Annotated in this window: 26 protein-coding genes; 15 read left to right on the top strand and 11 right to left on the bottom strand. The window is 67.5% G+C overall.

Annotated features, from left to right (window positions below; genetic code table 11):
* The 5 genes from rsfS to ACP690_RS01715 are packed head-to-tail and all read right to left on the bottom strand — an operon-like array spanning window position 1 to window position 2,882.
* Entirely contained in the window at window positions 1-444 is a 444-nt protein-coding gene (gene rsfS / locus ACP690_RS01735) for a ribosome silencing factor (RefSeq protein WP_244056938.1), read from the bottom strand.
* 27 nt (window positions 445-471) lie between these two features.
* Window positions 472-1,053, bottom strand: a complete 582-nt coding sequence (locus ACP690_RS01730; RefSeq protein WP_017980272.1) for a nicotinate-nucleotide adenylyltransferase — start codon at window positions 1,051-1,053, stop codon at window positions 472-474.
* Window positions 1,050-1,337, bottom strand: coding sequence for a type II toxin-antitoxin system RelE/ParE family toxin (locus tag ACP690_RS01725; protein ID WP_426255583.1), 288 nt, complete (start codon window positions 1,335-1,337; stop codon window positions 1,050-1,052). Before ACP690_RS01725 ends, ACP690_RS01730 begins: the two co-directional genes overlap by 4 nt.
* The gene (locus ACP690_RS01720) at window positions 1,334-1,588 is read right to left on the bottom strand and encodes a hypothetical protein (protein ID WP_017980274.1); all 255 of its coding nucleotides are present in this window, start codon (window positions 1,586-1,588) and stop codon (window positions 1,334-1,336) included. Before ACP690_RS01720 ends, ACP690_RS01725 begins: the two co-directional genes overlap by 4 nt.
* 31 nt (window positions 1,589-1,619) lie before the next feature.
* The gene (locus tag ACP690_RS01715; protein ID WP_426259944.1) at window positions 1,620-2,882 is read right to left on the bottom strand and encodes a glutamate-5-semialdehyde dehydrogenase; all 1,263 of its coding nucleotides are present in this window, start codon (window positions 2,880-2,882) and stop codon (window positions 1,620-1,622) included.
* A gap of 79 nt (window positions 2,883-2,961) precedes the next feature.
* Here ACP690_RS01715 and ACP690_RS01710 point away from each other — a divergent pair, with 79 nt between their 5' ends.
* The 6 genes from ACP690_RS01710 to ribH all read left to right on the top strand — a co-directional run bounded on the left by ACP690_RS01710 (window position 2,962) and on the right by ribH (window position 7,756).
* Complete coding sequence (locus ACP690_RS01710) at window positions 2,962-4,035, top strand: DUF3667 domain-containing protein (protein ID WP_426259943.1); 1,074 nt, start codon at window positions 2,962-2,964, stop codon at window positions 4,033-4,035.
* 155 nt (window positions 4,036-4,190) lie between these two features.
* A complete protein-coding gene (locus tag ACP690_RS01705) occupies window positions 4,191-4,538 on the top strand; it encodes a hypothetical protein (protein ID WP_017980277.1) in 348 nt (115 codons plus the stop codon).
* Window positions 4,539-4,558: 20 nt separating this feature from the next.
* Entirely contained in the window at window positions 4,559-5,605 is a 1,047-nt protein-coding gene (ribD, locus tag ACP690_RS01700) for a bifunctional diaminohydroxyphosphoribosylaminopyrimidine deaminase/5-amino-6-(5-phosphoribosylamino)uracil reductase RibD (protein ID WP_426259942.1), read from the top strand.
* Window positions 5,590-6,204: a riboflavin synthase gene (locus tag ACP690_RS01695; RefSeq protein ID WP_426259941.1), complete on the top strand. Its 615-nt coding sequence runs from the start codon at window positions 5,590-5,592 to the stop codon at window positions 6,202-6,204. Before ribD ends, ACP690_RS01695 begins: the two co-directional genes overlap by 16 nt.
* Window positions 6,194-7,333, top strand: a complete 1,140-nt coding sequence (ribB, locus tag ACP690_RS01690) for a 3,4-dihydroxy-2-butanone-4-phosphate synthase (protein ID WP_147036630.1) — start codon at window positions 6,194-6,196, stop codon at window positions 7,331-7,333. The genes ACP690_RS01695 and ribB overlap by 11 nt, the downstream gene beginning before the upstream one ends.
* A gap of 3 nt (window positions 7,334-7,336) precedes the next feature.
* Window positions 7,337-7,756 (top strand): 6,7-dimethyl-8-ribityllumazine synthase, encoded by a 420-nt coding sequence (ribH, locus tag ACP690_RS01685; RefSeq protein ID WP_426259940.1) that lies wholly within the window; start codon window positions 7,337-7,339, stop codon window positions 7,754-7,756.
* A 583-nt stretch (window positions 7,757-8,339) separates the two neighbouring features.
* Here the strand turns inward: ribH and ACP690_RS01680 are convergent.
* The 3 genes from ACP690_RS01680 to ACP690_RS01670 all read right to left on the bottom strand — a co-directional run bounded on the left by ACP690_RS01680 (window position 8,340) and on the right by ACP690_RS01670 (window position 10,390).
* Window positions 8,340-9,698, bottom strand: a complete 1,359-nt coding sequence (locus ACP690_RS01680; RefSeq protein ID WP_426259939.1) for an ammonium transporter — start codon at window positions 9,696-9,698, stop codon at window positions 8,340-8,342.
* Window positions 9,699-9,709: 11 nt separating this feature from the next.
* Window positions 9,710-10,048, bottom strand: coding sequence for a P-II family nitrogen regulator (locus ACP690_RS01675; RefSeq protein ID WP_017980283.1), 339 nt, complete (start codon window positions 10,046-10,048; stop codon window positions 9,710-9,712).
* A 141-nt stretch (window positions 10,049-10,189) separates the two neighbouring features.
* Entirely contained in the window at window positions 10,190-10,390 is a 201-nt protein-coding gene (locus ACP690_RS01670) for a DUF2007 domain-containing protein (protein ID WP_426259938.1), read from the bottom strand.
* 47 nt (window positions 10,391-10,437) lie between these two features.
* On the opposite strand from ACP690_RS01670, the gene ACP690_RS01665 reads away from it, so the two are divergent.
* The gene (locus ACP690_RS01665; protein WP_063686712.1) at window positions 10,438-10,683 is read left to right on the top strand and encodes a type II toxin-antitoxin system CcdA family antitoxin; all 246 of its coding nucleotides are present in this window, start codon (window positions 10,438-10,440) and stop codon (window positions 10,681-10,683) included.
* Window positions 10,683-10,979 carry a CcdB family protein gene (locus ACP690_RS01660; protein WP_043060891.1) on the top strand — a complete coding sequence of 99 codons (297 nt, stop codon included), beginning with the start codon at window positions 10,683-10,685 and terminating at the stop codon, window positions 10,977-10,979. Before ACP690_RS01665 ends, ACP690_RS01660 begins: the two co-directional genes overlap by 1 nt.
* A 4-nt stretch (window positions 10,980-10,983) precedes the next feature.
* Here ACP690_RS01660 and tldD read toward each other — a convergent pair whose 3' ends face one another.
* On the bottom strand, window positions 10,984-12,411 hold the full coding sequence (gene tldD / locus ACP690_RS01655) for a metalloprotease TldD (protein ID WP_426259937.1): 1,428 nt from the start codon (window positions 12,409-12,411) through the stop codon (window positions 10,984-10,986).
* 36 nt (window positions 12,412-12,447) lie between these two features.
* Window positions 12,448-12,684 (bottom strand): zinc-finger domain-containing protein, encoded by a 237-nt coding sequence (locus tag ACP690_RS01650; RefSeq protein WP_017980288.1) that lies wholly within the window; start codon window positions 12,682-12,684, stop codon window positions 12,448-12,450.
* A gap of 229 nt (window positions 12,685-12,913) precedes the next feature.
* On the opposite strand from ACP690_RS01650, the gene ACP690_RS01645 reads away from it, so the two are divergent.
* The 3 genes from ACP690_RS01645 to ACP690_RS01635 all read left to right on the top strand — a co-directional run bounded on the left by ACP690_RS01645 (window position 12,914) and on the right by ACP690_RS01635 (window position 16,085).
* Window positions 12,914-13,834, top strand: a complete 921-nt coding sequence (locus tag ACP690_RS01645) for an ABC transporter ATP-binding protein (protein WP_017980289.1) — start codon at window positions 12,914-12,916, stop codon at window positions 13,832-13,834.
* A 152-nt stretch (window positions 13,835-13,986) separates the two neighbouring features.
* Window positions 13,987-14,457, top strand: coding sequence for a TadE/TadG family type IV pilus assembly protein (locus tag ACP690_RS01640; RefSeq protein ID WP_426259936.1), 471 nt, complete (start codon window positions 13,987-13,989; stop codon window positions 14,455-14,457).
* Window positions 14,458-14,465: 8 nt separating this feature from the next.
* The gene (locus ACP690_RS01635) at window positions 14,466-16,085 is read left to right on the top strand and encodes a TadG family pilus assembly protein (protein ID WP_426259935.1); all 1,620 of its coding nucleotides are present in this window, start codon (window positions 14,466-14,468) and stop codon (window positions 16,083-16,085) included.
* Window positions 16,086-16,116: 31 nt separating this feature from the next.
* On the opposite strand, the gene ACP690_RS01630 is transcribed toward ACP690_RS01635, so the two are convergent.
* Window positions 16,117-16,473, bottom strand: a complete 357-nt coding sequence (locus tag ACP690_RS01630) for a hypothetical protein (RefSeq protein WP_017980292.1) — start codon at window positions 16,471-16,473, stop codon at window positions 16,117-16,119.
* A 300-nt stretch (window positions 16,474-16,773) separates the two neighbouring features.
* On the opposite strand from ACP690_RS01630, the gene nadB reads away from it, so the two are divergent.
* From nadB to ACP690_RS01610, 4 genes are all read left to right on the top strand, one after another.
* Window positions 16,774-18,366 (top strand): L-aspartate oxidase, encoded by a 1,593-nt coding sequence (gene nadB / locus ACP690_RS01625; protein WP_426259934.1) that lies wholly within the window; start codon window positions 16,774-16,776, stop codon window positions 18,364-18,366.
* 156 nt (window positions 18,367-18,522) lie between these two features.
* Entirely contained in the window at window positions 18,523-19,593 is a 1,071-nt protein-coding gene (locus ACP690_RS01620; RefSeq protein ID WP_426259933.1) for a serine hydrolase, read from the top strand.
* A 246-nt stretch (window positions 19,594-19,839) separates the two neighbouring features.
* Complete coding sequence (gene polA / locus ACP690_RS01615; protein ID WP_426259932.1) at window positions 19,840-22,608, top strand: DNA polymerase I; 2,769 nt, start codon at window positions 19,840-19,842, stop codon at window positions 22,606-22,608.
* A gap of 130 nt (window positions 22,609-22,738) precedes the next feature.
* Entirely contained in the window at window positions 22,739-24,253 is a 1,515-nt protein-coding gene (locus ACP690_RS01610; protein ID WP_147037470.1) for a lipopolysaccharide biosynthesis protein, read from the top strand.
* Window positions 24,254-24,406: the final 153 nt, after the last annotated feature.

Raw genomic sequence — 24,406 nt, 5'->3', positions numbered from 1 at the left:
TCAGGCCTCTTCCGTCGCGGTGGGGGTCTTCGGCGGGTTGAGGACTTCCGGCGGCAACGGCTTCAGCGACGACGACACGGTATCGCCGAACTGCCACATGCGTTCCAGATTGTAGAAGGTGCGCACCTCCGGCCGGAACAGGTGGACGATGACGTCATTGGCGTCGATCAGCACCCAGTCGGCGGTCTGCAGCCCTTCGATCCGCACCGGACGGCCGAACTCGGCCTTCACCTTTTCGGCGATCTTGTTGGCCATCGATGCGACCTGCCGCGTCGAGCGGCCGCTGGCGATCACCATATGGTCGGCGATCGTCGATTTGCCCGCGAGCGGGATCGAAATGACCTCTTCGGCCTGATCGTCGTCCAGCGACGTCAGGATCAGTCGCAGCAGCGCTTCGACTTCGGCCGGGTCGGCCGGACGCACGGCCTGGGGGGTACTCGCCAAGGGGACTCCTGGGTTGCTGGGCCGGCATCAGTGCCGGTGCCAGTCGGGATCGGCCGCACGGACCGCGGTGGCGGAGGTCGGGTCGGGGCGGAAGCGCAACAGCACGAGTGCCGGCAAACTCCACGAGGTCCAATGCTTCGCCTGGCGTGCGGGCCGTTGGAAGCGCCGCAGCCAACCCATCGCGACACCCGCGAGGGCCTTGTCGTCATACCCCGGACGCGCGATCACCGCAATCGGCATCGTGCGCGCGATCTCGCGCCACCCGCGCCAGCGATGAAACTGCGCCAGATTGTCCGCCCCCATCAACCAGATAAACTGCCGCCGCGGGTAACGCCGCTGCAATTGGCGCAGCGTGTCGAGCGTGTAGCGCGTATTGAGCCGCGCCTCGATATCGCTCGCCCGGATCGGTGCCCGCCGCGCCATCCGCTTGGCCGACGCGAGCCGCGCCGCCAGCGGCGCCATGTCGCGCGCGCCGCTCTTGAGCGGATTGCCCGGCGACACCAGCCACCACGCCTCGTCGAGCTCCAGCGCCCGGATCGCGGCTAGCGTGATCGCCCGATGCCCGCGATGCGCCGGGTTGAACGATCCGCCGAGCAGGCCGGTTTTCATGGCGCGGCTCGCTGCCAGTCTTCACGCCCATGACGGACGCGAAGAATCTCAACGCCGGTGAAGGTGATCCGATACAGCAGAAGAAAGTCAGTTTCCGCGATCCGCCACTTGCGCGCGTCCCGGTCAACGATTGGGCCGGCAGCGGGAAACTCACCGAGGAAGCGGCTAGCAGCAATGGCCGCCCGCCCTATCTCGTCGGCAAAATCGGGATCGCGTTCGGCATAAAACACGTCGATCCGCGCAAGGTCGGCCTTCGCGCGGGGAGCCCAGGTGACGGGCCTCATCCCCGTTTACGGGCGGCCACGCGCTCCTCGAACCACGCTTCCATATCCTCTTGGCTTATGCCGCCATCGCGTTCGATCGAATCGATACCTTCCTGAATAAAGGCTCGTAGTTCGATGTCGTGTTCGGCAACTTTGCGGATAGCGTCCGCCGCAAATTCTTCGCCGGTGATGCCACGTGAACGGGCCAGTTCCTCGACGATCGCCAGCGTGGCAGGATCGAGCGGTGCATTGATCGATACCGGAGCGTTCATTAGCGGATGCTATCCCTTGCGTCGGGAGTCTTCAACCGCGCACCTGCCCCGTGCCGCGGCCGATCCATTTGTACGTCGTCAGCCCCTCCAGCGCGACCGGCCCGCGCGCGTGCAGCCGCCCCGTCGCGATGCCGATCTCCGCGCCCAGCCCGAATTCGCCGCCATCGGCGAATTGCGTGGAGGCGTTCCACAGCACGATCGCACTGTCGACGCCGTTCAGGAATCGCTCCGCAACCCCCGCATCCTCGGCGACGATCGCGTCGGTATGGTGCGATCCGTGCCGCGCGATATGCGCCATCGCCCCTTCGACCCCATCGACCAGCGCGACGGAGGCGATCGCATCGAGATATTCGGTGTCCCAATCCTCGGCACTCACCGGGACAACGATCTCGCCGAACGCCGCCTCGGCGGGATCGCCACGCACTTCGCATCCGGCTTGTTGCAGCGCTGTCACCAACTCCGCCGGCCCAGCAAAGTCGCGATCGATCAGCAGCGTCTCCATCGCGCCGCAGATACCGGTCCGCCGCATCTTGGCGTCCAGCACCACCCGCTCCGCCATCGCCGGATCGGCCGAGCCATCGACATAGACGTGGTTGATCCCATCGAGATGCGCCAGCACCGGCACCCGCGCCTCCGCCTGCACGCGCGCGACCAGGCTCTTGCCGCCGCGCGGGACGATCAGGTCGATCAGGCCATCGGCGGTCAGCATCGCCCCCACCGCGGCGCGATCGGTGGTCGGCACCAGCTGCACCGCCTCCGCCGGCAGCGCCGCCTGTACCAGCCCCGCGATGAGCGCGGCATGGATCGCGCAATTGCTGTGGATCGCCTCGCTGCCGCCGCGCAGGATCACCGCATTGCCCGCCATCACGCACAGCGCCGCCGCGTCCGCGGTCACGTTGGGCCGCGATTCGTAGATGATGCCGATCACGCCGATCGGCACGCGCACGCGGGTCAGCTGCAAGCCATTGGGCCGCTCGCGACGATCGATCACCTGCCCGACCGGGTCGTCCAGCCCCGCCACCGCCTCGATCCCCGCCGCGATCCCCTCGATCCGCCCGGCATCGAGCCGCAGCCGGTCGAGCAGCGCGCCACTCAGGCCGCGTGCCTCGCCTGCCGCCATGTCGCGCGCATTCGCATCGAGGATCGCCGGCGCCGCCGCACGCACCGCCGCCGCAGCAGCGCGCAGCCCGGCCGCCTTCGCCGCCGTCGGCAGAGCCGCGAGCATCCTGGCGGCGCGGCGCGCACGCGCGCCCATCTCTGCGATCATTTCGTGCGTATTGTCTGCGTCGGCCATGCCATTCGTTACCACGCCACTCCGCTTTATGCCACGAAGACGATCTTGCCCGGCCGATACAGCTTGCTAAGCTGCTGCCATGTCGGGGGATATCGCAGTAGCAGGGGACTTCATCACGGGCGCGCTCGCCGCCCGCACGGTGGAGCCGCACGCCGGGGAATCACGCGAGCACGGCCACGGCCTGTGCCTCAACTGCGGCACGCGGTTGATTGGGGCGCATTGCCACGCCTGCGGACAGAGCGGCCACGTCCACCGCACGATCGGCGCGATCGGGCATGAGATCGCGCACGGCGTCTTCCATTTCGAAGGCAAGATCTGGCGCACGCTGCCGATGCTGGTGTGGCGACCGGGCGACCTCACCCGCCGCTACGTCGCCGGCGAGCGCGCGCGCTTCGTTTCGCCGCTCGCGGTGTTCCTGTTCACCGTCTTCCTGATGTTCGCGACGATCAGCGCGCTGGGCGGCGACATCGCCGAACTCGCGACACCCGAAGGCGTCAGCCGCCACATCGTGGGCATCGCCGGCGGCGTCGAGAAGGTGGAAAAGCAGCTCGACCTCGCCCAGAAGACACGCGCCAAGCTGATCGCTGCGGGCAAACCGACCGAAAAGATCGATCAGGACATCGCCGGCCTGCAAACCGCGATCGCCGCGCTGAAGCGGACCCAGGTGGGCGGGACCGGGGGCGACAGTGTGGAAACCTCGTTCACCAACGCCAAGACCGGCTGGGCCAGCCTCGACCATGGCTTGGAAAAGGCCAACAAGAATCCCGGCCTCGCGCTCTACAAGCTGCAATCGAGCGCGTACAAATACAGCTGGCTGCTGATCCCGATCTCGACGCCCTTCGTCGCGTTGCTCTTCCTGTGGCGCCGCCGCTTCGGCCTGTACGATCACGCGATCTTCGTCACGTACAGCCTCGCCTTCATGATGCTGATGGTGATCACGCTGATGATCGCCGGCGTCATCGGCATCGGCAGCGGCTGGATCGTGCTCGCCGTCTTCGCGCTGCCGCCGATCCACATGTTCCGCCAGCTGCGCGGCGCCTATTCGCTGCGCACCTTCTCCGCCTTGTGGCGTACCGCGGTGCTGCTCGTCTTCGCCTGGGCGGCGCTGCTCACCTTCGTGTCGCTGCTGCTGGTCCACGGGCTGACCGACTGACCCCCAACCTTCGCGCCGTTCGCCCCGAGCCTGTCGAAGGGCAGGTGCCACGAGCGTAACGCCCCCGTACAGTCGTGCTTCGACAGGCTCAGCACGAACGGCCGTTTGCAAGGGAGGGGCTGGTCGAGCCGCGAGCCTGCGCCTATCTTTCCCCCATGCAGTTCTTCAGCCGCTTCTCGCCGGTGCGGGCCATTCGCGACCTGCGCTTCTTCCTGTCGCAGCGCGAGCCGCGCGACCTGGGCTTCCTTGCGCTGGCGATCGCGATCACGGGGTTCTTCGTCTACGCCTTCATGCGCAACGACATTCCGCCCGAACCCTATCAACCCAACATCATCTACTTCAAGAATTACGCCGCCAACCGCACCGATGCAGAGATCAAGGCGCAGCAGGCGATCGACAAGGTCGAACAGGACAAGCGCATCGCCGCGCAAAAGGCGCGCGAGGAGAAATTGCGCAGCCAGTTCAAGAAGGTCGATGACGCGATGAACAAAATGGGGCTGTGATAACGGACGATTCGCGCTGGATGGCCGCCGCGCTCGCGCTCGCCGGGCGCACGCGCGGCCGCACCGCCCCCAATCCCAATGTCGGCTGCCTCATCGTCCACGACGATCAAGTGGTCGGCCGCGGCTGGACCCAGCCCGGCGGTCGCCCGCATGCCGAGGCGATGGCGCTCGCACAGGCGGGCGACGCCGCATGCGGCGCCACCGCCTATGTCACGCTCGAACCCTGCGCCCATCTCTCGGCGCGCGGCCCCGCCTGCACCGATCTGCTGATCGCGGCCGGCATCGCGCGCGTCGCGATCGCGCTCGGCGATCCCGACCCGCGCACCAATGGCCAGGGCATCGCCCGACTCCGCGCCGCCGGTGTCGCGGTGGCGGTCGGTCTCCTCGCCACCGATGCGGCGCGCAGCATGGCCGGCTTCCTCACCCGCCGCCGGCTCGGCCGCCCGTTCGTGACGCTGAAGCTCGCCACCTCGCTCGACGGCTGCATTGCGCTCGCCGATGGCACCAGCCGCTGGATCACCGGCGCAGAGGCACGCGCCCACGCCCACGTCGAACGCGCCCGCCACGAAGCGATCCTCGTCGGCCGGGGCACATGGGAGGCGGACCGCCCGACCCTCGACGTACGCCTGCCGGGACTGGAGGGACGCAGCCCGCAGCGGGTGGTCCTGTCGTCCTCCCCCTCCTTCGTCATCCCGACGAACGTCGGGATCCATGGACACGGCGCGGCCCAAGGATCGAGCGTCCCCCCATCCATGGATCCCGGCCTGCGCCGGGATGACGAAGTATTGGTAATCCCCACCCCCGCCGCCATCACCACCCTCCCCGGCGACCACCTGCTCGTCGAGGGCGGCGCGGGCACCGCCGCCGCCTTCTTGCGAGACGACCTCGTCGACCGCCTGCTCCTCTACCGCGCGCCCATCGTCATCGGCGGCGGCCTGCCCGCGATCGGCGCGATCGGCCTGACCGATCTCGGGTCGGCACACGGCCGCTGGCAGCTCCACGATGCGCGCCAGCTTGGCAGCGACCGGCTCGAGGTCTACGAGCGCACCCCATGTTCACCGGCATAGTCAGCGATATCGGCACGATCGAACGGGTTCAGAGCGAGGGCGACACGCGCGTGCGCATCGCCACGTCGTACGACCCCGACACGATCGACCTCGGCGCCTCGATCGCCTGTTCGGGCGTCTGCCTGACCGTCATCGACAAGGGCACGGCCAGCACCCATTGGTTCGACGTCCAGGTCTCCGGCGAGACCATCGCCCGCACCGCACGCGACCAATGGGTCGAAGGACGCCGCCTCAATCTCGAACGCGCGATGAAGCTGGGCGACGAACTCGGCGGCCATATCGTCACCGGCCATGTCGACGGCATCGCCGAGGTGATCGGCATCTGTCCGGAGGGCGAGTCGCACCGCATCGGCTTCGCCGTCCCCGCCGCCCTCGCGCCGTTCATCGCGCCAAAGGGGTCGATCACGATCGATGGCGTCTCGCTCACCGTCAACACGGTCGAGGATCATGGGGACGTCACGCACTTTTCGGTCAACCTCATCCCCCACACCCAGGCGGTGACGACACTCGGCGCGCTCGCCCAGGGCCAGATGGTCAATATCGAGATCGACGTCCTCGCCCGCTATCTGCAACGCATGGAGCATTACCGTGGCCGCTAACCCTGAGATCGCCCAGCTCCGCCACGCCTTCCTGTCGTCGCCCGAAGAGATCATCGACGAGGCGCGCAACGGCCGCATGTTCATCCTCGTCGATGACGAGGATCGCGAGAACGAGGGCGACCTCGTCATCCCCGCGCAAATGGCTACCCCTGAAAAGATCAACTTCATGGCCCGCCACGGCCGTGGCCTGATCTGCCTCGCGATGACGCGCACCCGCGTCGAGGAACTCGGCCTCGACCTGATGAGCCGCAACAACGGCACCCGCCACGAAACCGCCTTCACCGTCTCGATCGAGGCGCGCGAGGGCGTGACGACCGGCATCTCCGCCGCCGACCGCGCCCGCACGATCGCGGTGGCGACCGACAGCGGCAAGGGTCGCGCCGACATCGTGACCCCGGGCCACGTCTTCCCCCTCGTCGCACGCGACGGCGGCGTGCTGGTGCGCGCAGGGCACACCGAGGCGGCCGTTGACGTCTCGCGCCTCGCCGGCCTCAACCCCTCGGGCGTGATCTGCGAGATCATGAACGAGGATGGCACGATGGCGCGGATGGACGACCTCGTCACCTTCGCGCAGTTCCACAACCTCAAGATCGGCACGATCCGCGATCTGATCGCCTATCGCCGCCGCTACGACCACCTCGTCTCTCTGGTATCGGAAACGCGCTTCACCAGCCGCTGGGGCGGCGAATGGGCGGTACGCGCCTATCGCAACACCGCGACGGGCACCGAGCAGATCGCGCTGGTCAAGGGCCGGCTCGACGTGACGCAGCCCGTGCTGGTGCGCATGCACGCGCTCTCCCCCTTCGCCGACGTGTTCGGCGAGGACGGCGACCGCAGCCGCATGCTCCAGCGCTCGATGGAGATGATCGCCAAGGAAGGCTCGGGCGTCATCGTCATCATCAACCGCCAGCGCGCCGACGGCTTCACCACCGCCGTCCGCCGCCATGCCGGCGAGCAGGTCGAAGTGCCGATGGAGGAATTGCGCGACTATGGCGTCGGCGCGATGATCCTCGCCGAACTCGGCGTCCACGACATGATCCTGCTGACCAACACCCACCACACGCTCGTGGGGCTCGACGGCTATGGCCTGTCGATCGTCGCCGAGCGCCGCATCGAAGGCGAAGGCTGACCCATGGCCAATATCCTCATCGTCGAAGCCCGCTTCTACGACCATCTCAACGACATGCTGCTCGCCGGTGCCCGCGCCGCGATCGAGGCGGCAGGCCACACGCATGAGACGGTTACGGTGCCGGGCGCGCTCGAGGTGCCCGGCGCGATCGCGCTGGCATCCGACACCAGCCGCTACGACGCCTTCGTCGCGCTGGGCGTGGTGATCCGCGGCGAGACCTATCATTTCGAGATCGTCTCGAACGAAAGCGCGCGCGGCATCATGGCGCTGACCATGGACGGCCTCGCCATCGGCAACGGCATCCTGACGACCGAAAACGAAGCGCAAGCCATCGTCCGCGCCGACCCCGCCCAGCTCGACAAGGGCGGCGGCGCGGCGCTGGCGGCGATCGCCATGATGGACCTGCGCGCGCAACTGGGCTGAGGCCCGCGCCCCCTCACCCTACCTTCGTCATCCCGGCGCACGCCGGGATCCATGGACGGGAGTGCGACTGACGTAGGCGCGCAACCGCTGCGTCGCGTTTCCATGGATCCCGGCCTTCGCCGGGATGACGAGGGAGGGGCAGAGCGCGGCGACGAAGATCGTGCGTGCACGCGGGAAGGGAGCGCGCGGTGCTCCCACACACCCCGTTCGCCCTGAGCCTGTCGAAGGGCGGGTCGCCCCTCGCACCCCCGCCCCTGTGGCACGACGTGCTTCGACAAGCTCAGCACGAACGGGACTGATCCGACCGTTCTGCGCCCTTGGCGTCCTCCGCGCCTCTGCGCCTCCGCGCGCAAAAAACGTTCACGCGAAGCCGAGAAGCCGCAAAGAGGTAGGCACCGGCCGCCAGCCACCTGCCCTCCCCATCACGAGAAAGACAGGCGGACGCCTGCCACCGGCAATGCCCCCTTCGCGTCTTCGCGTCTTCGCGCGAACACAAAAAAGACCCGGTACGTCACCGTACCGGGCCAGGGTCGTCCGCAGGAGGAACGTCGGTGGGGTGCGGGACCTGCCGTCCCGCTCCCGATCAATTGTAGGCGCGCTCGCCATGCTCGCCGAGGTCGAGGCCTTCCTGCTCGACTTCGGGGCTGACGCGCAGGCCGGTGAGCAGCTTGGCGATGGTGATCGCGATCACCGTGCCGATCGAGGCCCAGACGATCGTCGTCGCGACCGCCTCGATCTGCACCAGCAGCTTGGCGCCCATGGCGTAATCCGCCGCACCCGGTCCGCCGAGCGAGGGCGCATAGACGATGCCCGTGCCGATCGCGCCGATCATGCCGCCGATGCCATGCACACCGAAGGCGTCGAGCGCGTCGTCATAGCCGAGCTTGGGCTTCAGCACCGACACCGCGAAGAAGCAGACCACCGAAGCAACCGCACCCAGCACGATCGCACCGAACGGGCCGGAGTTACCGGCAGCCGGCGTCACCGCAACCAGGCCGGCGACGATGCCCGAACAGAAGCCCAGCGCCGACCCCTTGTGACCGCGCACCCGCTCGATCAGCATCCAGAACAGGCCGCCGCTCGCGGTCGCGACGAAGGTGTTGATCATCGCAAGACCCGCCGAGCCATTGGCTTCCAGCGCGCTACCCGCATTGAACCCGAACCAGCCGACCCACAGCAGGCCGGTGCCGACGCCCGTCAGGGTCAGCGAATGCGGCGGCATCGGCGTATTGGGATAGCCCATGCGCTTGCCGAGCATCAGCGATGCGACCAGCGCCGAGACGCCCGCGTTGATATGCACCACGGTGCCGCCCGCGAAATCGAGCGCGCCCGCCTTGAAGAACAGGCCAGACGATGCCCACACCATGTGCGCGATCGGGAAGTAGACGATCGTCAGCCAGACGGCGCCGAACGCCATCACCGCGCTGAACTTCATCCGCTCGACCACCGATCCCAGCACCAGCGCGACGGTGATCGCGGCAAAGGTCATCTGGAAGCAGATGAAGACATATTCGGGGATTTCGACGCCCGCAGTGAAGGTCGCCGACTGCGACGCCGCGGTCACGCCCTTCAGGAACGCCTTGTCGAAGCTGGCGATGAAGTTGGTCAGGAACCCGCCGCCGGCCACGTCCGGTCCGAAGGCGAGGGAATAGCCGTACATCACCCAGACCAGCATCGCGAGGCACGCGACCGCGCCGATCTGCGTCATCACCGACAGCATGTTCTTGGCGCGGGTGAGACCGCCGTAGAACAGCGCGAGGCCCGGCAGGATCATCATCATCACCAGCACGGTGCTGGTCATCATCCAGGCGGTGTCGCCCTTGTTGACCGTCGCGACGACGGGTGCCGCCGCGGGCGCCGCCTGGGCGAAGGCCGGCAGTGCGGTGAAGGCGGCGGCAACGCAGGCCGCCCCGACACCGGCGATTGTGTGTGTCAGCTTCATCTTACCCCCCCTCAGAGCGCCGAATCGTCGGTTTCGCCGGTGCGGATGCGCACCGCCTGCCCGACGTCGAGCACGAAGATCTTGCCGTCGCCGATCGCGCCGGTGTTCGCCGATGCCTGGATCGCCTCGACGACCCGGTCGGCCAGGTCAGCGGCGCACACCACCTCGATCTTGATCTTGGGCACCATGTTGGTGCTGTATTCGGCGCCGCGGTAGATTTCGGTCTGGCCCTTCTGGCGGCCGAACCCCTTGACCTCGGTAACCGTCATCCCTGCCACCCCCAACGTGGTGAGCGCTTCCCTCACCTCGTCGAGCTTGAACGGCTTGATGATCGCAATGACCAGCTTCATCCCTGCCCCCTTCGCATCAGACGGTATGCTGCATCGCAACGACCGTGCCATTTACGATTTGGCAGGATTTCAGGGCATTTCGTGCGCTAGTCCCGTCAGCAACGTCAGATTATTGTGCAGTGCGCTTTCTCTGCCCAAAAATCAGGCAGTGCCGACGATGTCCTGCGCCGCCGTCAGATCGTCCTCGTCCACCATCACGCGGACCGGGATCAGCAGATAGCTGCCATCGGCGATGCTCGCGCCGCCATCGAAGGCGATCGCCGCAATCCCTTCCGCCGCCAGCCGCCCGACGAGGATATTGGCCAGGTTGCGATCATAGCGACCGAGTTCGACGAGGGACATGGTTGCACTCCGTTGACGCGCATGGATGATGCGCATACTTTCACCGCATGAAGCACGATCCGATCCGCACCGGCAAGCGCAGGGCCGTCAACGTCTCGATCGACACCGGCATCGTCGCGGCTGCCAGGGAAGCCGGGGTCAATATGTCCCGAGTGAGTGAAGACGCGCTACGCGTGGCGATCAAAGCTGCGCAGGAGGCGCGATGGCGCGAGGATAATGCTCACGCCATCGAAGGCTGGAACCGCTGGTACGAGAAAAACGGTCATCCACTCGAAAAGTACCGCGCCTGGTGATGGCCCAATTCGACGTCTACATTCTACCCGACGGCGCACATGTCGTCGACGTCCAGTCTCCACTGGCGAGTGTCCACCGTACGCGGCTGGTGATCCCGCTGATCGACCCTTCCGATGATACAAACGTCGTCGGCCGGCTGAACCCTCAGGTGACGTTGGACGGCGAACCATGGCTGCTCGCCACGCACTTCGCCGTCACGCTGGACGCCAAACTGCTCCGTGGACGCATCGGATCGCTCGCGGATCAGGAATGGACGATCAAGGCCGCGCTCGACTTCCTCATCAACGGCTTCTGAACCCTCAGGCCGCCGTCCCCCCCACCGTCAGCCCATCGACCAGCAGCGTCGGTTGCCCCACGCCCGCGGGCACGCTCTGTCCGCCCTTGCCGCACACGCCAATCCCTTCGTCCAGCGCGAAGTCGTTGCCGATGCCCAGCACTTTGGTCAGCACCGTCGGCCCGTCGCCGATCAGCGTCGCGCCCTTGATCGGCGCGCCCAGCTTGCCGTTCTCGATCCGGTACGCCTCGGTGCAGGAAAAGACGAACTTGCCCGAAACGATATCCACCTGCCCGCCGCCGAAGCTCTTGGCGAAGATGCCCATCTTCACGCGCGACAGCAGCTCGGCGGGATCGTCCGTGCCGTCCTTCATGAAGGTGTTGGTCATCCGCGGCATCGGCGCATGCGCAAAGCTCTCGCGCCGCCCATTGCCCGTCGCGGCCACGCCCATCAGCCGCGCATTGAGCCGGTCCTGCATATAGCCCTTCAGGATACCGTCCTCGATCAGCACCGTCTCGCGCGTCGGCGTGCCCTCGTCGTCGATCGACAGCGAACCGCGCCGGTCAGCCAGTGACCCGTCGTCGACCACCGTCACGCCCGGCGCCGCGACCCGTTCGCCGATCCGACCCGAGAACGCGCTCGTCCCCTTGCGGTTGAAGTCGCCCTCCAGCCCGTGGCCGATCGCCTCGTGCAGCAGCACGCCGGGCCAGCCCGGCCCGAGCAGCACGGTCATCTCGCCCGCCGGCGCCGCGACCGATTCGAGGTTGACCAAAGCCTGCGCCAGCGCCTCGTCGATCCCGCGATTCCACACCGCCGGCTCCATCAGCCGCTCGTACAGATAGCGCCCACCGATGCCGAAGCTGCCCGTCTCGCGCCGGCCATTCTGTTCGACGACGATCTGGATGTTGAGCCGCACTAGCGGCCGCACGTCGGTCGCGACAAAGCCGTCGGGCCGCACGATCTCGACCACGCTCCACGTGCCGCTGAGGCCGACCGACACCTGCGCCACGCGCGGATCGCGCGCCCGCGCCGCGGCATCGATCGTCTGGCACAAATTCACCTTGTCGGCGAACGGCACCAGGTCGAGCGGATCGGCGTCGGTGTAGAGGTGGCGATTGTTGCCCTGCGGCGGCGGCACCTTCGCCCCTTTCGACGGGTCGATCAGCGCCATCGTCTCGCCCGCGCGGCGGATCGCCGCTTCGGACAGCTCGTTGGCATGAGCGAAGGCGGTCATCTCGCCCGACACGGCGCGCAGGCCGAAGCCCGCATTGGTGTCGTAGCTCGCGGTCTTCAGCCGCCCGTCATCGAAGCCGAATGCCTCGGCCTTGCGATATTGCAGATAGAGTTCGCCATCGTCGGCGGCCCCCAGCGTTTCGGCGGTCAGCCGCAGCGCGGCGTCGGGCGACAGCGCGTCGCGATACAGGAACGAGCGGGGATCGGCGGATACGGTCATACCCGCCAATATAGGCGCGCGATGCGGCCCGACTAGTTAGCGCGGGCTCGCGCCTTCCGAAATGTCGCGCAACGTCGCCTGATCGACGCCATCCGCCGGCCCGCCGATCAGCACGAAGCGCCGATCGCAATAGCCGCAGTCGATATAGCCATGCTCGTCGATCTGCAGGAACACGCGCGGATGGCCGAGCGCCGCACCGCCGGGAATGTCGGTGGCGCCGTCGCAGGCGACGCGGCGTTGGGAGACACGGACGATTTCGGGCGGCGCGATCATGCGCCAGCGGATAGCAAGGCACGCTCGTCCCATCAATCCTCCGCTACGTCTTCGCCCTCCCCCCTTCGTCATTCCCGCGAAGGCGGGAATCCAGACGGGCGAACGGTGCGGTTCCATCGTCGAGGTTCGAGGTTATGGATTCCCGCCTTCGCGGGAATGACGGCGAAGGACGACACGTTGCCCACCGGAATGGGTTGCACCCCGCCGCCACAAGCGTATGCCCCGCTCCATGACCGAGGCCGCGATCCGCATCCAGAACCTCTGCAAGACCTATCAGGGCGGCAAGCGCGCGCTCGATGGCGTCAGCTTCGACGTGCCGCGCGGCCAGATCTTCGGCCTGCTCGGCCCCAATGGCGCCGGAAAATCGACGCTCATCAACATCCTCGCCGGCTTGGTGAACAAGACCGAGGGCAGCGCCGAGATCTGGGGCTTCGACATCGACGCGCATCCGCGCAACGCCAAGGCGTCGATCGGCATCGTCAACCAGGAAATCCTGTTCGACCCCTTCTTCACGCCGATCGAGACGCTGGAAATCCAGGCAGGCCTCTACGGCGTTCCCAAATCGCAGCGCCGCAGCCTCGACCTGCTGCGCGCGGTGCATCTGGAGGACAAGGCGAACGCCTATGCCCGCACGCTGTCGGGCGGCATGAAGCGGCGGCTGATGGTCGCCAAGGCGATGGTCCATTCGCCCCCCGTCCTCGTCCTCGACGAACCGACCGCGGGCGTCGACATCCAGCTGCGCCAGCAATTGTGGGCCTATGTCCGCGAATTGAACGCCGCCGGCGTCACCGTCGTCCTCACCACCCATTACCTCGAAGAGGCCGAGGAATTGTGCGATCGCATCGCGATCATCAACCACGGCCGCCTGATCGCCAACGAACCGACCCGCGACCTCGTCGGCAAGGCGCAGGAAAAGGTGGTGGCGGTCACCGTCGACCGCGACGTCGCGACGCCGCCGCAGAACGCCTGTTTCGCCAAGATCGTCCTGAAAGGCAGCCGGACGCTCGAAATCACCTATGCCAAGGATCGGGTGAATGCCGGCGAAGTCCTCGCCGCGGTGCAGAACGACGGCTTCGGCATCGTCGACGTGACGACCAAAGAACCCGATCTGGAAGACGTGTTCCTCAGCCTCACCCGCACCGACGCCTGAGCAATCTTACGATAACGAAACAAAACCGTACGTCGGCAATAGTACGTCAAACAAACGAATCCGGTCCGAAAATCACCTCAAAGTCGTTCTGACAGAAATGTTTAGATCGACTTGAGGCAACATCCTCCATGCCCCGTCATGGAGGAAAGAGAATGACCGGAGTTGATGTTCGCACCGACGCCGTCAGCGCCCGCACCGCGGGCCGCGGCCGCAGGAGGATTGCGGCAATTCTGTCCCATACGGGCGGATCGATGCTGATCGAATTCGCCGTTCTGCTGCCGGTGATGCTGATGCTGACCTTCGGCATCATTTCCTACGCCTGGTGGTTCCTGGTCGCGAACGGCATCCAGCAGGCCGCGAACGACGGCGCGCGCGCCGCCATCGCCGGCCTCGATGCGACCGAACGGCGCAATCTCGCCACGGGCAAGGCGACCGAGCATCTCAAGAATCTCGGCCGCTACGATATGCAGCGCGCCACGATCGCGGTCAGCGAGGGGACGGGCCAGCTGACCATCACCGTCAGCTACGATGCCAGCCGCGATGGCAATTTGCGCCTGCCCTTCGTGCCCGCGCCGCCCAGCCGCATCGTCCAGCGCGCCACCATCCTGCTGGGGGGCCTGTGAGGGTTCGATTGGCGGTCCCCCCGTTCGGACGACTAGCGCGCGACCGGCGCGGCAGCGTCGCGGTCATGTCGGTCTTCCTGATCATCATCTTCCTCAGCGCCGCCTCGCTCGCCGTCGATTACGGCTGGATGGTCGTGCGCAAGCGCCAGCTGCAGGGCATCACCGATCGCGCCGCAATGGCCGCCGTGCTTCAGGGCGGCGACCCGCGCACCGCGGCGCAAAGCGCCGTCGCCGCCGACAGCGCGCCCAGCGTCACGATCGTCACGGCGCAATCGGGCGCCTACAACCCCGATCCGGCGGTCGCGGTGGCGGCGCGCTTCCAGCCGGCCGCCAATGGCGTCGCCGCGGTGCAGGTGCTGGCGAGCCAGCGCATCCCCCTGTTCTTTTCCGGTATCCTCACCGGTCGACGCTACGTCGACCTGCGCGCCGCGGCGATCGCCGCGCGGACGGGGGAGGCGGCGATCAGCGTCGGCAGCCGCCTGGTCCACGTCCAGGGCGGCGTTCCGGGCATGCTGCTGTCGCAGCTGGCGGGCGTCGATCTGAACCTCAACGTCGCCGATTACAACGCTTTGGTCGGCGCCAACGTCGATCTCTACGCTTTGTCCGGCCTGCTCAAGACGCGCGCCGGGGTCGGCCTGGGCACGTTCGACAGCACCGCCTCGGCGGTGGTAGACCTGCCGACGCTCGTCACCGCGATGGCCGATGCGGCGACCCCGGGGACCGGCGCCTCCGTGCTGCGCAGCATCGCGGTCAAACTGCCCCCGACCAAGGTCGATCTCGCCCGCATCGTGAAGCTGGGCGACGGCACCATCCTGAAATCGCTCAACGTCGGCGCGGACGAGCTGCTGCGCGAAGCGCTGATCGGCACAGGCGGCGACCGCCAGCTGACGCTCGACCTCGGCGGACAGGTGATGGGCGTCGGATCGACCAAGGCGACGGTCATCATCGGCAGCCGCGTCGCCACCTCGCCCTGGGTGCGCGTCGGCCGCGATTCGTCGGTAACGGTCAGCACCTCGCAGATCCGCATCGCGCTCAACGCGCGGATCGACGTCGCCGGCCTCGGCCTCGCCACCGCCAATCTGCCGGTGATCCTGGAGGGCGCCGGCGGCGAGGCACGGCTCGCCTCGGTCGCCTGCGGCACCGGCGGCGCGACCGTCGGCGTCGACGGGCGGGTCACGCCGATGCGTGCCATCATCGGCCAGGTGTCCGACACCGCACTGCGCAACCTCAATGCGCCGCTCCAGCCCCAGCCCGCCACCTTGCTGTCGGTACTGGTGACCGCCGTGACCGGCCTCGCCGACGTGCAGGTCGGCGGCAGCGACTGGACGCGGGCGACCTTCACCCCGGGCGATATCGCCGACCGTGCGGTCAAGACGATCAACACCACCCAGGCCTTCGGTGGCCTCATCGCCTCGCTGCTCCAGCGGCTCGATCTCCGGATCAGCGTGCTCGGGCTCACGGTCAGCACGTCGCCGGTCACCGCTCCCCTGCTCAGCGCCCTGTCCGGCGTCGCGCCCGCGCTCGACGGCATCCTCGAACAAGTGCAACAGCTTGCCGGCGTCCGCATCGGACAGGCCGACCTGCGCGTCGTCGGCGCACGCTGCGGCGCACCGGCACTCGTAGGCTAACCCGCCCCACCCCGTGAGAAGGCCACCGCCCTCACGCCTCGCGCGGCTGCGTATCCAGCCACCGCCGCATCCGCCGGCACCCATCGTCACTCATCACGATCCACGAACGCCGATGGTCCTGATGATCGGCGATCCGCTCGCAATAGCCCAGCGCCTCCAGCCGCGCGATCCAGCGCAGGCCGGTCGATTCGGACACGCTGCACTGCCGGCTGAGCGTCAGCATGCTGAGCCGTACGCCCTCCTCCTGCGCGATGAACAATTGCAGCAACGCCTCCAGCGCCGGCTCGGCGAACAGCTCGGCCGCGAAATGGTCGCGGATCGATCGATGGCGCTGCAACGCCGCGCGCGCGGCGACGGAATATTGCGTCTGTCCGATCAGAACGGTCATGGGCACCGCCTCCCTGAAGCGGCTTGTCCCGAGGCCGCGTCGAACTTGTCACACGTGAGTCACAAGACGCAGAGCGCAGCAATCGGTTTCCCGCCGTCGTACCAATTGCGGGATCGGCCGGCCCCTATGCGAAACCGGCTGTCCTACACGCCCCGATTCGTGCCACAGCGGTCCGATGCCCGATCCCTGCCCCGCCCTGCCCGCCGGCCGCCATCCTTGCGGTGGGACGTACGGGGGGCGTTTCCGGATGATACGTATCGTCCACTTCGTCCACTTCCGCGGGCCCGAAGGGGTCACACGATGAGCGAATCACCCCCCGCCACCGACGTGCTGATCGTCGGCTCGGGCGCCGCCGGGCTCACCGCGGCGCTCAATCTCGCGGATCGGTTCAAGGTCACGGTCCTCGCCAAGGGCGCGCTCAACGAAGGATCGACCGCTTGGGCGCAAGGCGGAATCGCCGCGGTGCTCGAACCCGGCGATACGTTCGACAACCATGTCGAGGATACGATGGTCGCCGGCGCCGGCCTCAACGACCGCGATATCGTCGAATTCGTCGTCGAGAACGCCCCCGCTGCGATTCAACGCCTGACGCAGCTCGGCGTCCCCTTCGCCACGGAAGGGAACGCGCTCCACCTCACCCGCGAAGGCGGCCATTCGCATCGCCGCATCGTCCATGTCGCCGACGCGACCGGCTGGGCGGTGCAGGAGGCGCTGCAACGCGCCGCCGAGGCGCATCCTAACATCACGCTCGTCCCCGATCAGGTCGCGATCGACCTGGCGACCAGCCGGCACGAACAGCGCTATTCGGGCGCGGGCAACGTCTGGGGCGTCTATGCGGTCGATCGGGGCACGGGCCGCGTCACCCTCTACACCGCGCGCGCGACGATCCTCGCCACCGGTGGCGCAGGCCGCACCTACCTCTTCTCCACCGCGCCGCGCGGCGCGACCGGCGACGGCATCGCCATGGCGTGGCGCGCGGGCTGCCGCGTCTCCAACATGGAGATGATGCAGTTCCACCCGACCTGCCTCTACAATCTCGAGGTCAAGAACTTCCTCATCACCGAAGCGGTGCGTGGCGAGGGCGGGCGGCTGATCAACCCGACCACCGGCAAGCGCTTCATGTCCTACTATGACGCCGAGCGGATGGAGCTGGCGCCGCGCGACGTGGTGGCGCGCGCGATCGATGCCGAGATCAAGCGCTACGGCCTCGATTACGTCCATCTCGACATCAGCCATCAGCCGCCAGAGTTCGTGAAGGGCCACTTCCCCAACATCTACGAAAAGCTGATCGGGCTCGGCATCGACATGACGACGCAGCCAATCCCGGTGGTGCCCGCGCAGCATTACACTTGCGGCGGCATCGTCATCGACCGCGACGGCCGCACCGACCTGCCCGGCCTCTATGCGGCGGGCGAATGCACCGAAAGCGGGCTGCACGGCGCCAACCGCCTCGCGTCCAACAGCCTGCTCGAATGCTTCGTCTTCGGCGAGGCGTGCGCCGACCATATCGCCGCGCATTGGGACAGCCTGCCCCCCGTCCCCGTCATCCGGCCCTGGGACGAAAGCCGCGTCACCGATTCGGACGAAGAGGTGGTCATCAAGCAGAACTGGACCGAAATCCGCCGCTTCATGTGGAATTACGTCGGCATCGTCCGCACCACAAAGCGGCTGGAGCGCGCGCAGCATCGCATCCAGATGCTGACCGGCGAGGTCGCCGATTACTACGGCCATTTCCGCGTGACGCCCGACCTGATCGAGCTACGGAACCTGCTCCAGACCGCCGAGCTGATCGTGCGGTCGGCGCTCCACCGCCACGAAAGCCGCGGGCTGCATTACACGCTCGACTATCCGCAGACGGCGGCGGAGGCCGTCGACACGGTGTTGGTGCCCTGATGCCGACGCGATTCGCCGCGCGTGCGCCGCGCTTCACCGCAGCGGCTTGTTTCGCCGGTATCCGCACCCGAAATGGCGGATATGGAGGATGCTACGCCTAGCGGGGGCCAGTTCACGATTATGATAGCGTACGGCCGGTCGGCCCGATCCATCCTGATGACCGGCGCGTGCGCCGCACTCGCCGCCTGCGGTTCGAATGCGCGGCCGGGCGGCAATGGTCCGGTGCCGGCGGTGACCACGCCCTCTGCCGCGGTGTCGATCCCCATCCCCGCCGCCGCGCCGCCACCGCGCCGGGTCGCGCCCGCCCGCCTCACCGCGGCGATCGACAGCCTCGCCCGCAATTTCGACGGCAAGTTCGGCATCGCGATCCGCGCGGTCGACGACGGCTGGACTGTCACCTCGCCCGGCGCGCGCACCCGCATGCCGCAACAGTCGGTCAGCAAATTGTGGGTCGCGATGACGCTGATGGACCTGCGCGACCAGGGCAAGGCGCGGCTCGACGATCCCGTCGTCGTCCGCGACCAGGATTTGACGCTGTTCCACCAGCCGATCGCGATGCTGGTGAAGGGCGATGGCTATCACACCACCGTCGGCGAACTGCTCACCCGTGCCCTCACGCACAGCGACAATACCGCCAACGACCGCCTGCTGACCTATGTCGGTGGCCCGCAGGCGGTGCGCGCGATGATCGAGCGCAAGCAATTGGGTGACATCCGCTTCGGTCCCGGCGAACGCCTGCTCCAGTCGAAGACCGCCGGCCTCGTCTGGAACCAAGCGACGATGTCGAAGGGCAATGGCTTCGAACTCGCCCGCTCGCGTCTGTCGCCCGAGGTGCGCGCTGCGGCGCTCGACGCCTATGTCAACGATCCGCCCGACGGCGCCGCGCCGCTAGCCATCGCCGATGCGCTCGCGCGCCTCGCGCGCGGCGAATTGTTCAGCGAAACCTCGACGCGCATCCTGCTCGACACGATGGGCGCCTCGGTCACCGGCCGCGCCCGCCTGCGCGCCGCGATCCCGGCGGGCTGGAAGATCGCGCACAAGACGGGCACGGGCCAGGACCTGGGCTCGCGCAACGCCGGCTTCAACGACGTCGGCCTGCTCACCGCCCCCGACGGTCGCCGCTACGCGATCGCCGTGATGATCGGCGACAGCCGCCGCCCGATCCGCGAACGCCAGCAACTGATCCAGGCGGTGGCAGCCGCCGTCGCGACCGACGCCACCTCCTAAAGTCCTCCCTCGGCGCAGCCGGGGGAGGGGGACCGCTCGGCTTTAGCCGAGTGGTGGAGGGGGCATCGCCCCAAACGCCGGCTTCGCCGTATCCTCCCCCTCCGTCAGCGCTGTCGCGCTGCCACCTCCCCCTGGCGGGGGAGGAGCTGGCCCCGTTTGTGCCCCAAAAGCCACACTCCGCCAAAGCTTGCAGCCCTGCTCGCCAGAGGTTGGTGCGCCCCCGCCGATCCGCTAAACGGACCCACGATGCCCCATCTCTATCTCGTCGACGGCTCGGGCTATATCTTCCGCGCCTACCACCGCCTGCCGCCGCTCACCAACCGGCACGGCGAGCCGGTCGGCGCCGTCTATGGCTATACCGCCATGCTGTGGAAGCTCGCCGACGAGCTGCACAAGGCGGATGGCCCGACGCACATGGCGGTCATCCTCGACAAATCGTCGCAGACCTTCCGCAACGCGATGTACGATCAGTACAAGGCGCACCGCCCGCCGCCGCCGGAAGATCTGGTCCCGCAATTCCCGATGATCCGCGACGCCACCCGCGCCTTCTCACTGCCCTGCATCGAGGAGGAAGGCTGGGAGGCGGACGATCTGATCGCCAGCTACACCAAGGCCGCGCTGGCGCAGGGCTGGCAGGTGACGATCGTCAGTTCCGACAAAGATCTGATGCAGCTGATGACCGATCCGTCGGTCGACATGCTCGACACGATGAACAACCGCCGCCTCGGTCCCGATGCGGTGGTGGAGAAGTTCGGCGTCGGCCCGGAAAAGCTCGGCGACGTGCTCGCACTGATGGGCGACAGCGTCGACAACGTGCCCGGTGTCCCCGGCGTCGGCCCGAAGACCGCCGCCAAGCTGATCCTGGAGCATGGCGATGTCGAGGGCGTGCTCGCCGCCGCGGCGTCCGACACGTTCAAGAAGGGCAAGCTCAAGGAGAACCTGATCGAGCATGCCGAGGCCGCACGCCTCAGCCGCAAGCTGGTCGAATTGGCCTGCGACGTCCCGCTCGTCCATCCGCTCGAAGAACTGGAACTGCCCGCGAGCGGCATTCCCGATGCCCCGTTGCGCGCCTTCCTGGAGCATCACGGCTTCAAGACGCTGATGAACCGGTTGGGTCAGGTCGCCGACGCCCCCGTCGCGGCGCCGGCGGACGTGCCGTTCGAGGCCGATCCGCCGTGCGACCACGATGGATACGAGACGGTGGTCGATACCACGACGCTCGACCGCTGGGTCGCCGAGGCGCAACACCAAGGCTGGGTTGCGATCGATACCGAGACGACCGGGACCGACGCGACGCGCTGCGATCTGGTCGGCGTGTCGCTCGCCTTGGGCGCCAACAAGGCGTGCTACATCCCGTTGGGCCACGGCACCACCGATCTGCTCGCCGAATCGCCGGTGCAGATCGACCGAACCGACGCACTCGCGCGGCTGAAGACGCTGTGCGAGGACGCATCCGTCCTCAAGATCGGGCACAATCTGAAATTCGACATGATCGTACTCGGTCTCGCCGGCATCGCGGTGGCGCCGCACGACGATACGATCGTCATGAGCTTCGACCTTGACGCCGGGCTGCACGGCCATGGCATGGACGAGCTCGCCGCGACGCATCTGTCGCACAGCTGCATCGCCTATAAGGACGTGGTCGGCACGGGGAAATCGCAGCGCGGTTTCCACGAGATCGACCTCAAATCGGCGACACGCTACGCCGCCGAGGACGCCGACGTCACCTATCGCCTGTGGAAACGCTTCAAGGCGCGGCTGCCCGCCGAAGAGGCGACGCGCGTCTACGAGATGGTCGACCGGCCGCTGGTGCCGGTGATCGCGCGCATGGAAACGCGCGGGATCAAGGTCGATCGCGAGAAATTGTCGGCGCTGTCGGCCGGGTTCAGCGAGCAGATCGCCGCGCTCGAAACCGTGATCCACGGCCTCGCCGGGGCGCCGTTCACGATCGGTAGCCCCAAGCAGCTGGGCGACGTCTTGTTCGAACGGATGGGCATCAAGGGCGGCCGCAAGGGCAAGTCCGGCGTCTATTCGACGGACGTCACCGAGCTGGAGCGGATCGCCGCCGACAAGGATTCGCCCGGTGCCGAGATCGCCGCGCGTGTGCTCGACTGGCGCCAGCTGACCAAGCTCAAGAACACCTATACCGACGCGCTGCAGAACGAGATCAACCCGCGCACCGGCCGCGTCCACACCAGCTACAGCCTGACGGGTGCGCAGACCGGCCGCCTGTCCTCGACCGAGCCGAACCTGCAGAACATCCCGATCCGCACCGAGGTGGGGCGGCAGATTCGCGACGCCTTCGTCGCGGAACCGGGCAACGTCATCCTGGCGGCCGACTATTCGCAGATCGAGCTGCGGCTGGCGGCGCATATGGCCGACGTCCCGGCGCTGAAGGCCGCCTTCGCCAATGGCGATGACATCCACTCGCTCACCGCGATGGAGCTGTTCGGTGAGGTCAACCGCGACACGCGCGGACGGGCGAAGACGATCAACTTCGCGATTCTCTACGGCATCAGCCGCTGGGGGCTGGCGGGGCGGCTCGACGTCACCGCCGACGAGGCGCAGGCGATGATCGACCGCTATTTCGATCGCTTCCCCGGCATCAACACTTACATCGCCGAGACGACGCAGAGCGTGCGCGAGCGCGGCTATACGACGACGCTATTCGGGCGGAAGACGCACTTCCCGCGCATCCGCAGCAAGGTGCAACACGAACGCCAGGGCGCCGAACGCGCCGCGATCAACGCGCCGATCCAGGGCACCAGTGCCGACATCATCAAGCGCGCGATGGTGCGGATGGAGCCCGCGCTGCTCGCCGCGGGGCTGCCGAACGTGCAGATGCTGCTGCAGGTCCACGACGAACTGGTATTCGAATTGCCCGAAGGCGACGTCGAGGCGGCCAAGCCGGTGATCGAGCGCGTCATGGCAGAGGCTGCCGCACCGGCTGTTTCTCTGTCGGTGCCGCTGGGAATTGAGATCGGCGTCGGTGCGAGCTGGGGAGCGGCGCATTGATCGTGGCCGTCCCGCGCCCGCCCTCACCCTTCCCACCCGGCTCCGCCGGGCGGGCCCCTTCCCTCTCCCAATGGGAGAGGGAGGGAGCGCCGAAGGCGCGGAAGGGTGAGGGCGGCTTGCCCATTCTGTCGTGACCGAAACCAAGGACATCGATGCGCTCGCCAAAGGCGGCCGCACCAATATCGCGGGCTTCGTCCTGCGCCTCGCCGCGCGCATCCCGTTCCTGTTCATCGCGGGCCGGCTATACGGCCCGGACCTCGTCGGCCGCTTCGCGCTTGCCGTGGTGGTGGTCGAACTCGCCGCGCTCGTCGCAACGCTCGGCCTGAAGCGTGGCCTTGCGCAAGCCCTGTCCTCCTCCGACCAGCCGCACGTCTGCGTGGTGTGGGACGCGCTCGCGCTCGCCTTCGTCCTGTCGATGGCGGCGAGTGCGGTGCTGATCGCCTTTCCGGAGGTGATGTACGCCAACACGCATGTGACGGGGCTGGACCGCTTCCTGCCCTGCATCATCGTCGCGGTCGCCTGGTCCGACGTCAGCCTCGCCGCCCTCGCCTATCGCCACAATGTGAAGGCGACCGTCACCGCACGCGCGGTGGTCGAGCCATGGACGATCTCGATCGCCGCCTGGGTGTTCTCGTTCGTCACGATCAAGGATGGCCTCGTCCTCTCCTATGTCGCGTCGATGATCGCGGCGCTGATCGCCAGCTTCGTGCCCTTCATCCGCAGCTACGGCGTGCCGCATGGCTGGTCGCCGCATCTGGGGCAGCTGTTCCGCCTCGCTCGCGCCAATGCGCCCTTGGCCGGGGCGGACGCGCTGGAATGGGGCACGCGCAACGTCGATCGCTTCATCCTGGGCGTGATGTTCGAACCCAAGGTCGTCGGCATCTATTACATGGCGCAGCAGGTCGCATCGCTGCCGCAGAAGCTGAAAACCAGCTTCGATCCCATCCTCGGCCCCGTCATCACGCAGAGCCTGGCGGTGAACGATCGCGTCGCCATCGCCAATCAGGTGCGGCAGGTCGCCTTCTGGATCATGGCGGCGCAGACCGGCCTTGCGCTGATGGGTTCGATTCCCGCCGAAGCGGTGATGGGCGTCGTCGGGCCGCAATTCGTGTCGGGCAGCGCGGCGCTCGGCTTCCTGCTGTTCGCCGAAGTGCTCGCCTCGACCGGCGCGGTGTGCGAATCGGCGCTGGTCTATACCGCGCGCCACCGTAACCTGATGATCTCCATCGCGATGCTGGGCGTGCAGATCGCACTGAGCTTCGCGCTGATCCTCGGCATGCGACGGCTGGGCCTGCCGCAGACGTGGCAGGCGGCGGGGCCGGCAGTGGCGCTGATGATCGGCGTCGGCCTTACCTCGATCATCAAAGCCCGGCTGCTCGGGCGGATCCTGTCCGCACCGGTATCCCCGTGGCGCTGGTCGCTGGCGGGGGCGGCGCTGGCCGCGATCGTCGTCGGCGCGGCGTTCACGATGCTGCCGCACGACTTCGAATGGCTGGAGCTCGCCGGCGGCGAACCCGCGATCGCCGCGACTTATCTGTTCGTGCTGTGGAAATGGGCGTTCGGCCCGGCGGACCGGGCCTTGTTCGGCAAGATGCCGACCGCGGAGGAAGCGACGCTGCCCAACGTCGGATCGCCGGTGCGGTGAACCGAAGTCCTCCCCCGCCAGGGGGAGGTGGCGCCGCGAAGCGGTGACGGAGGGGGCGGAAAGCGACGTCCTCAAAAACGACGCGCGCTGCTTACCTCCCCCTCCACCATTCGGCTGACGCCGAACGGTCCCCCTCCCCCTGGCGGGGGAGGA

This window comes from Sphingomonas sp. DC4900 (assembly GCF_049896485.1).
Lineage (GTDB): Bacteria > Pseudomonadota > Alphaproteobacteria > Sphingomonadales > Sphingomonadaceae > Sphingomonas > Sphingomonas aquatilis.
This window is presented reverse-complemented; position numbering and strand designations above follow the sequence as displayed.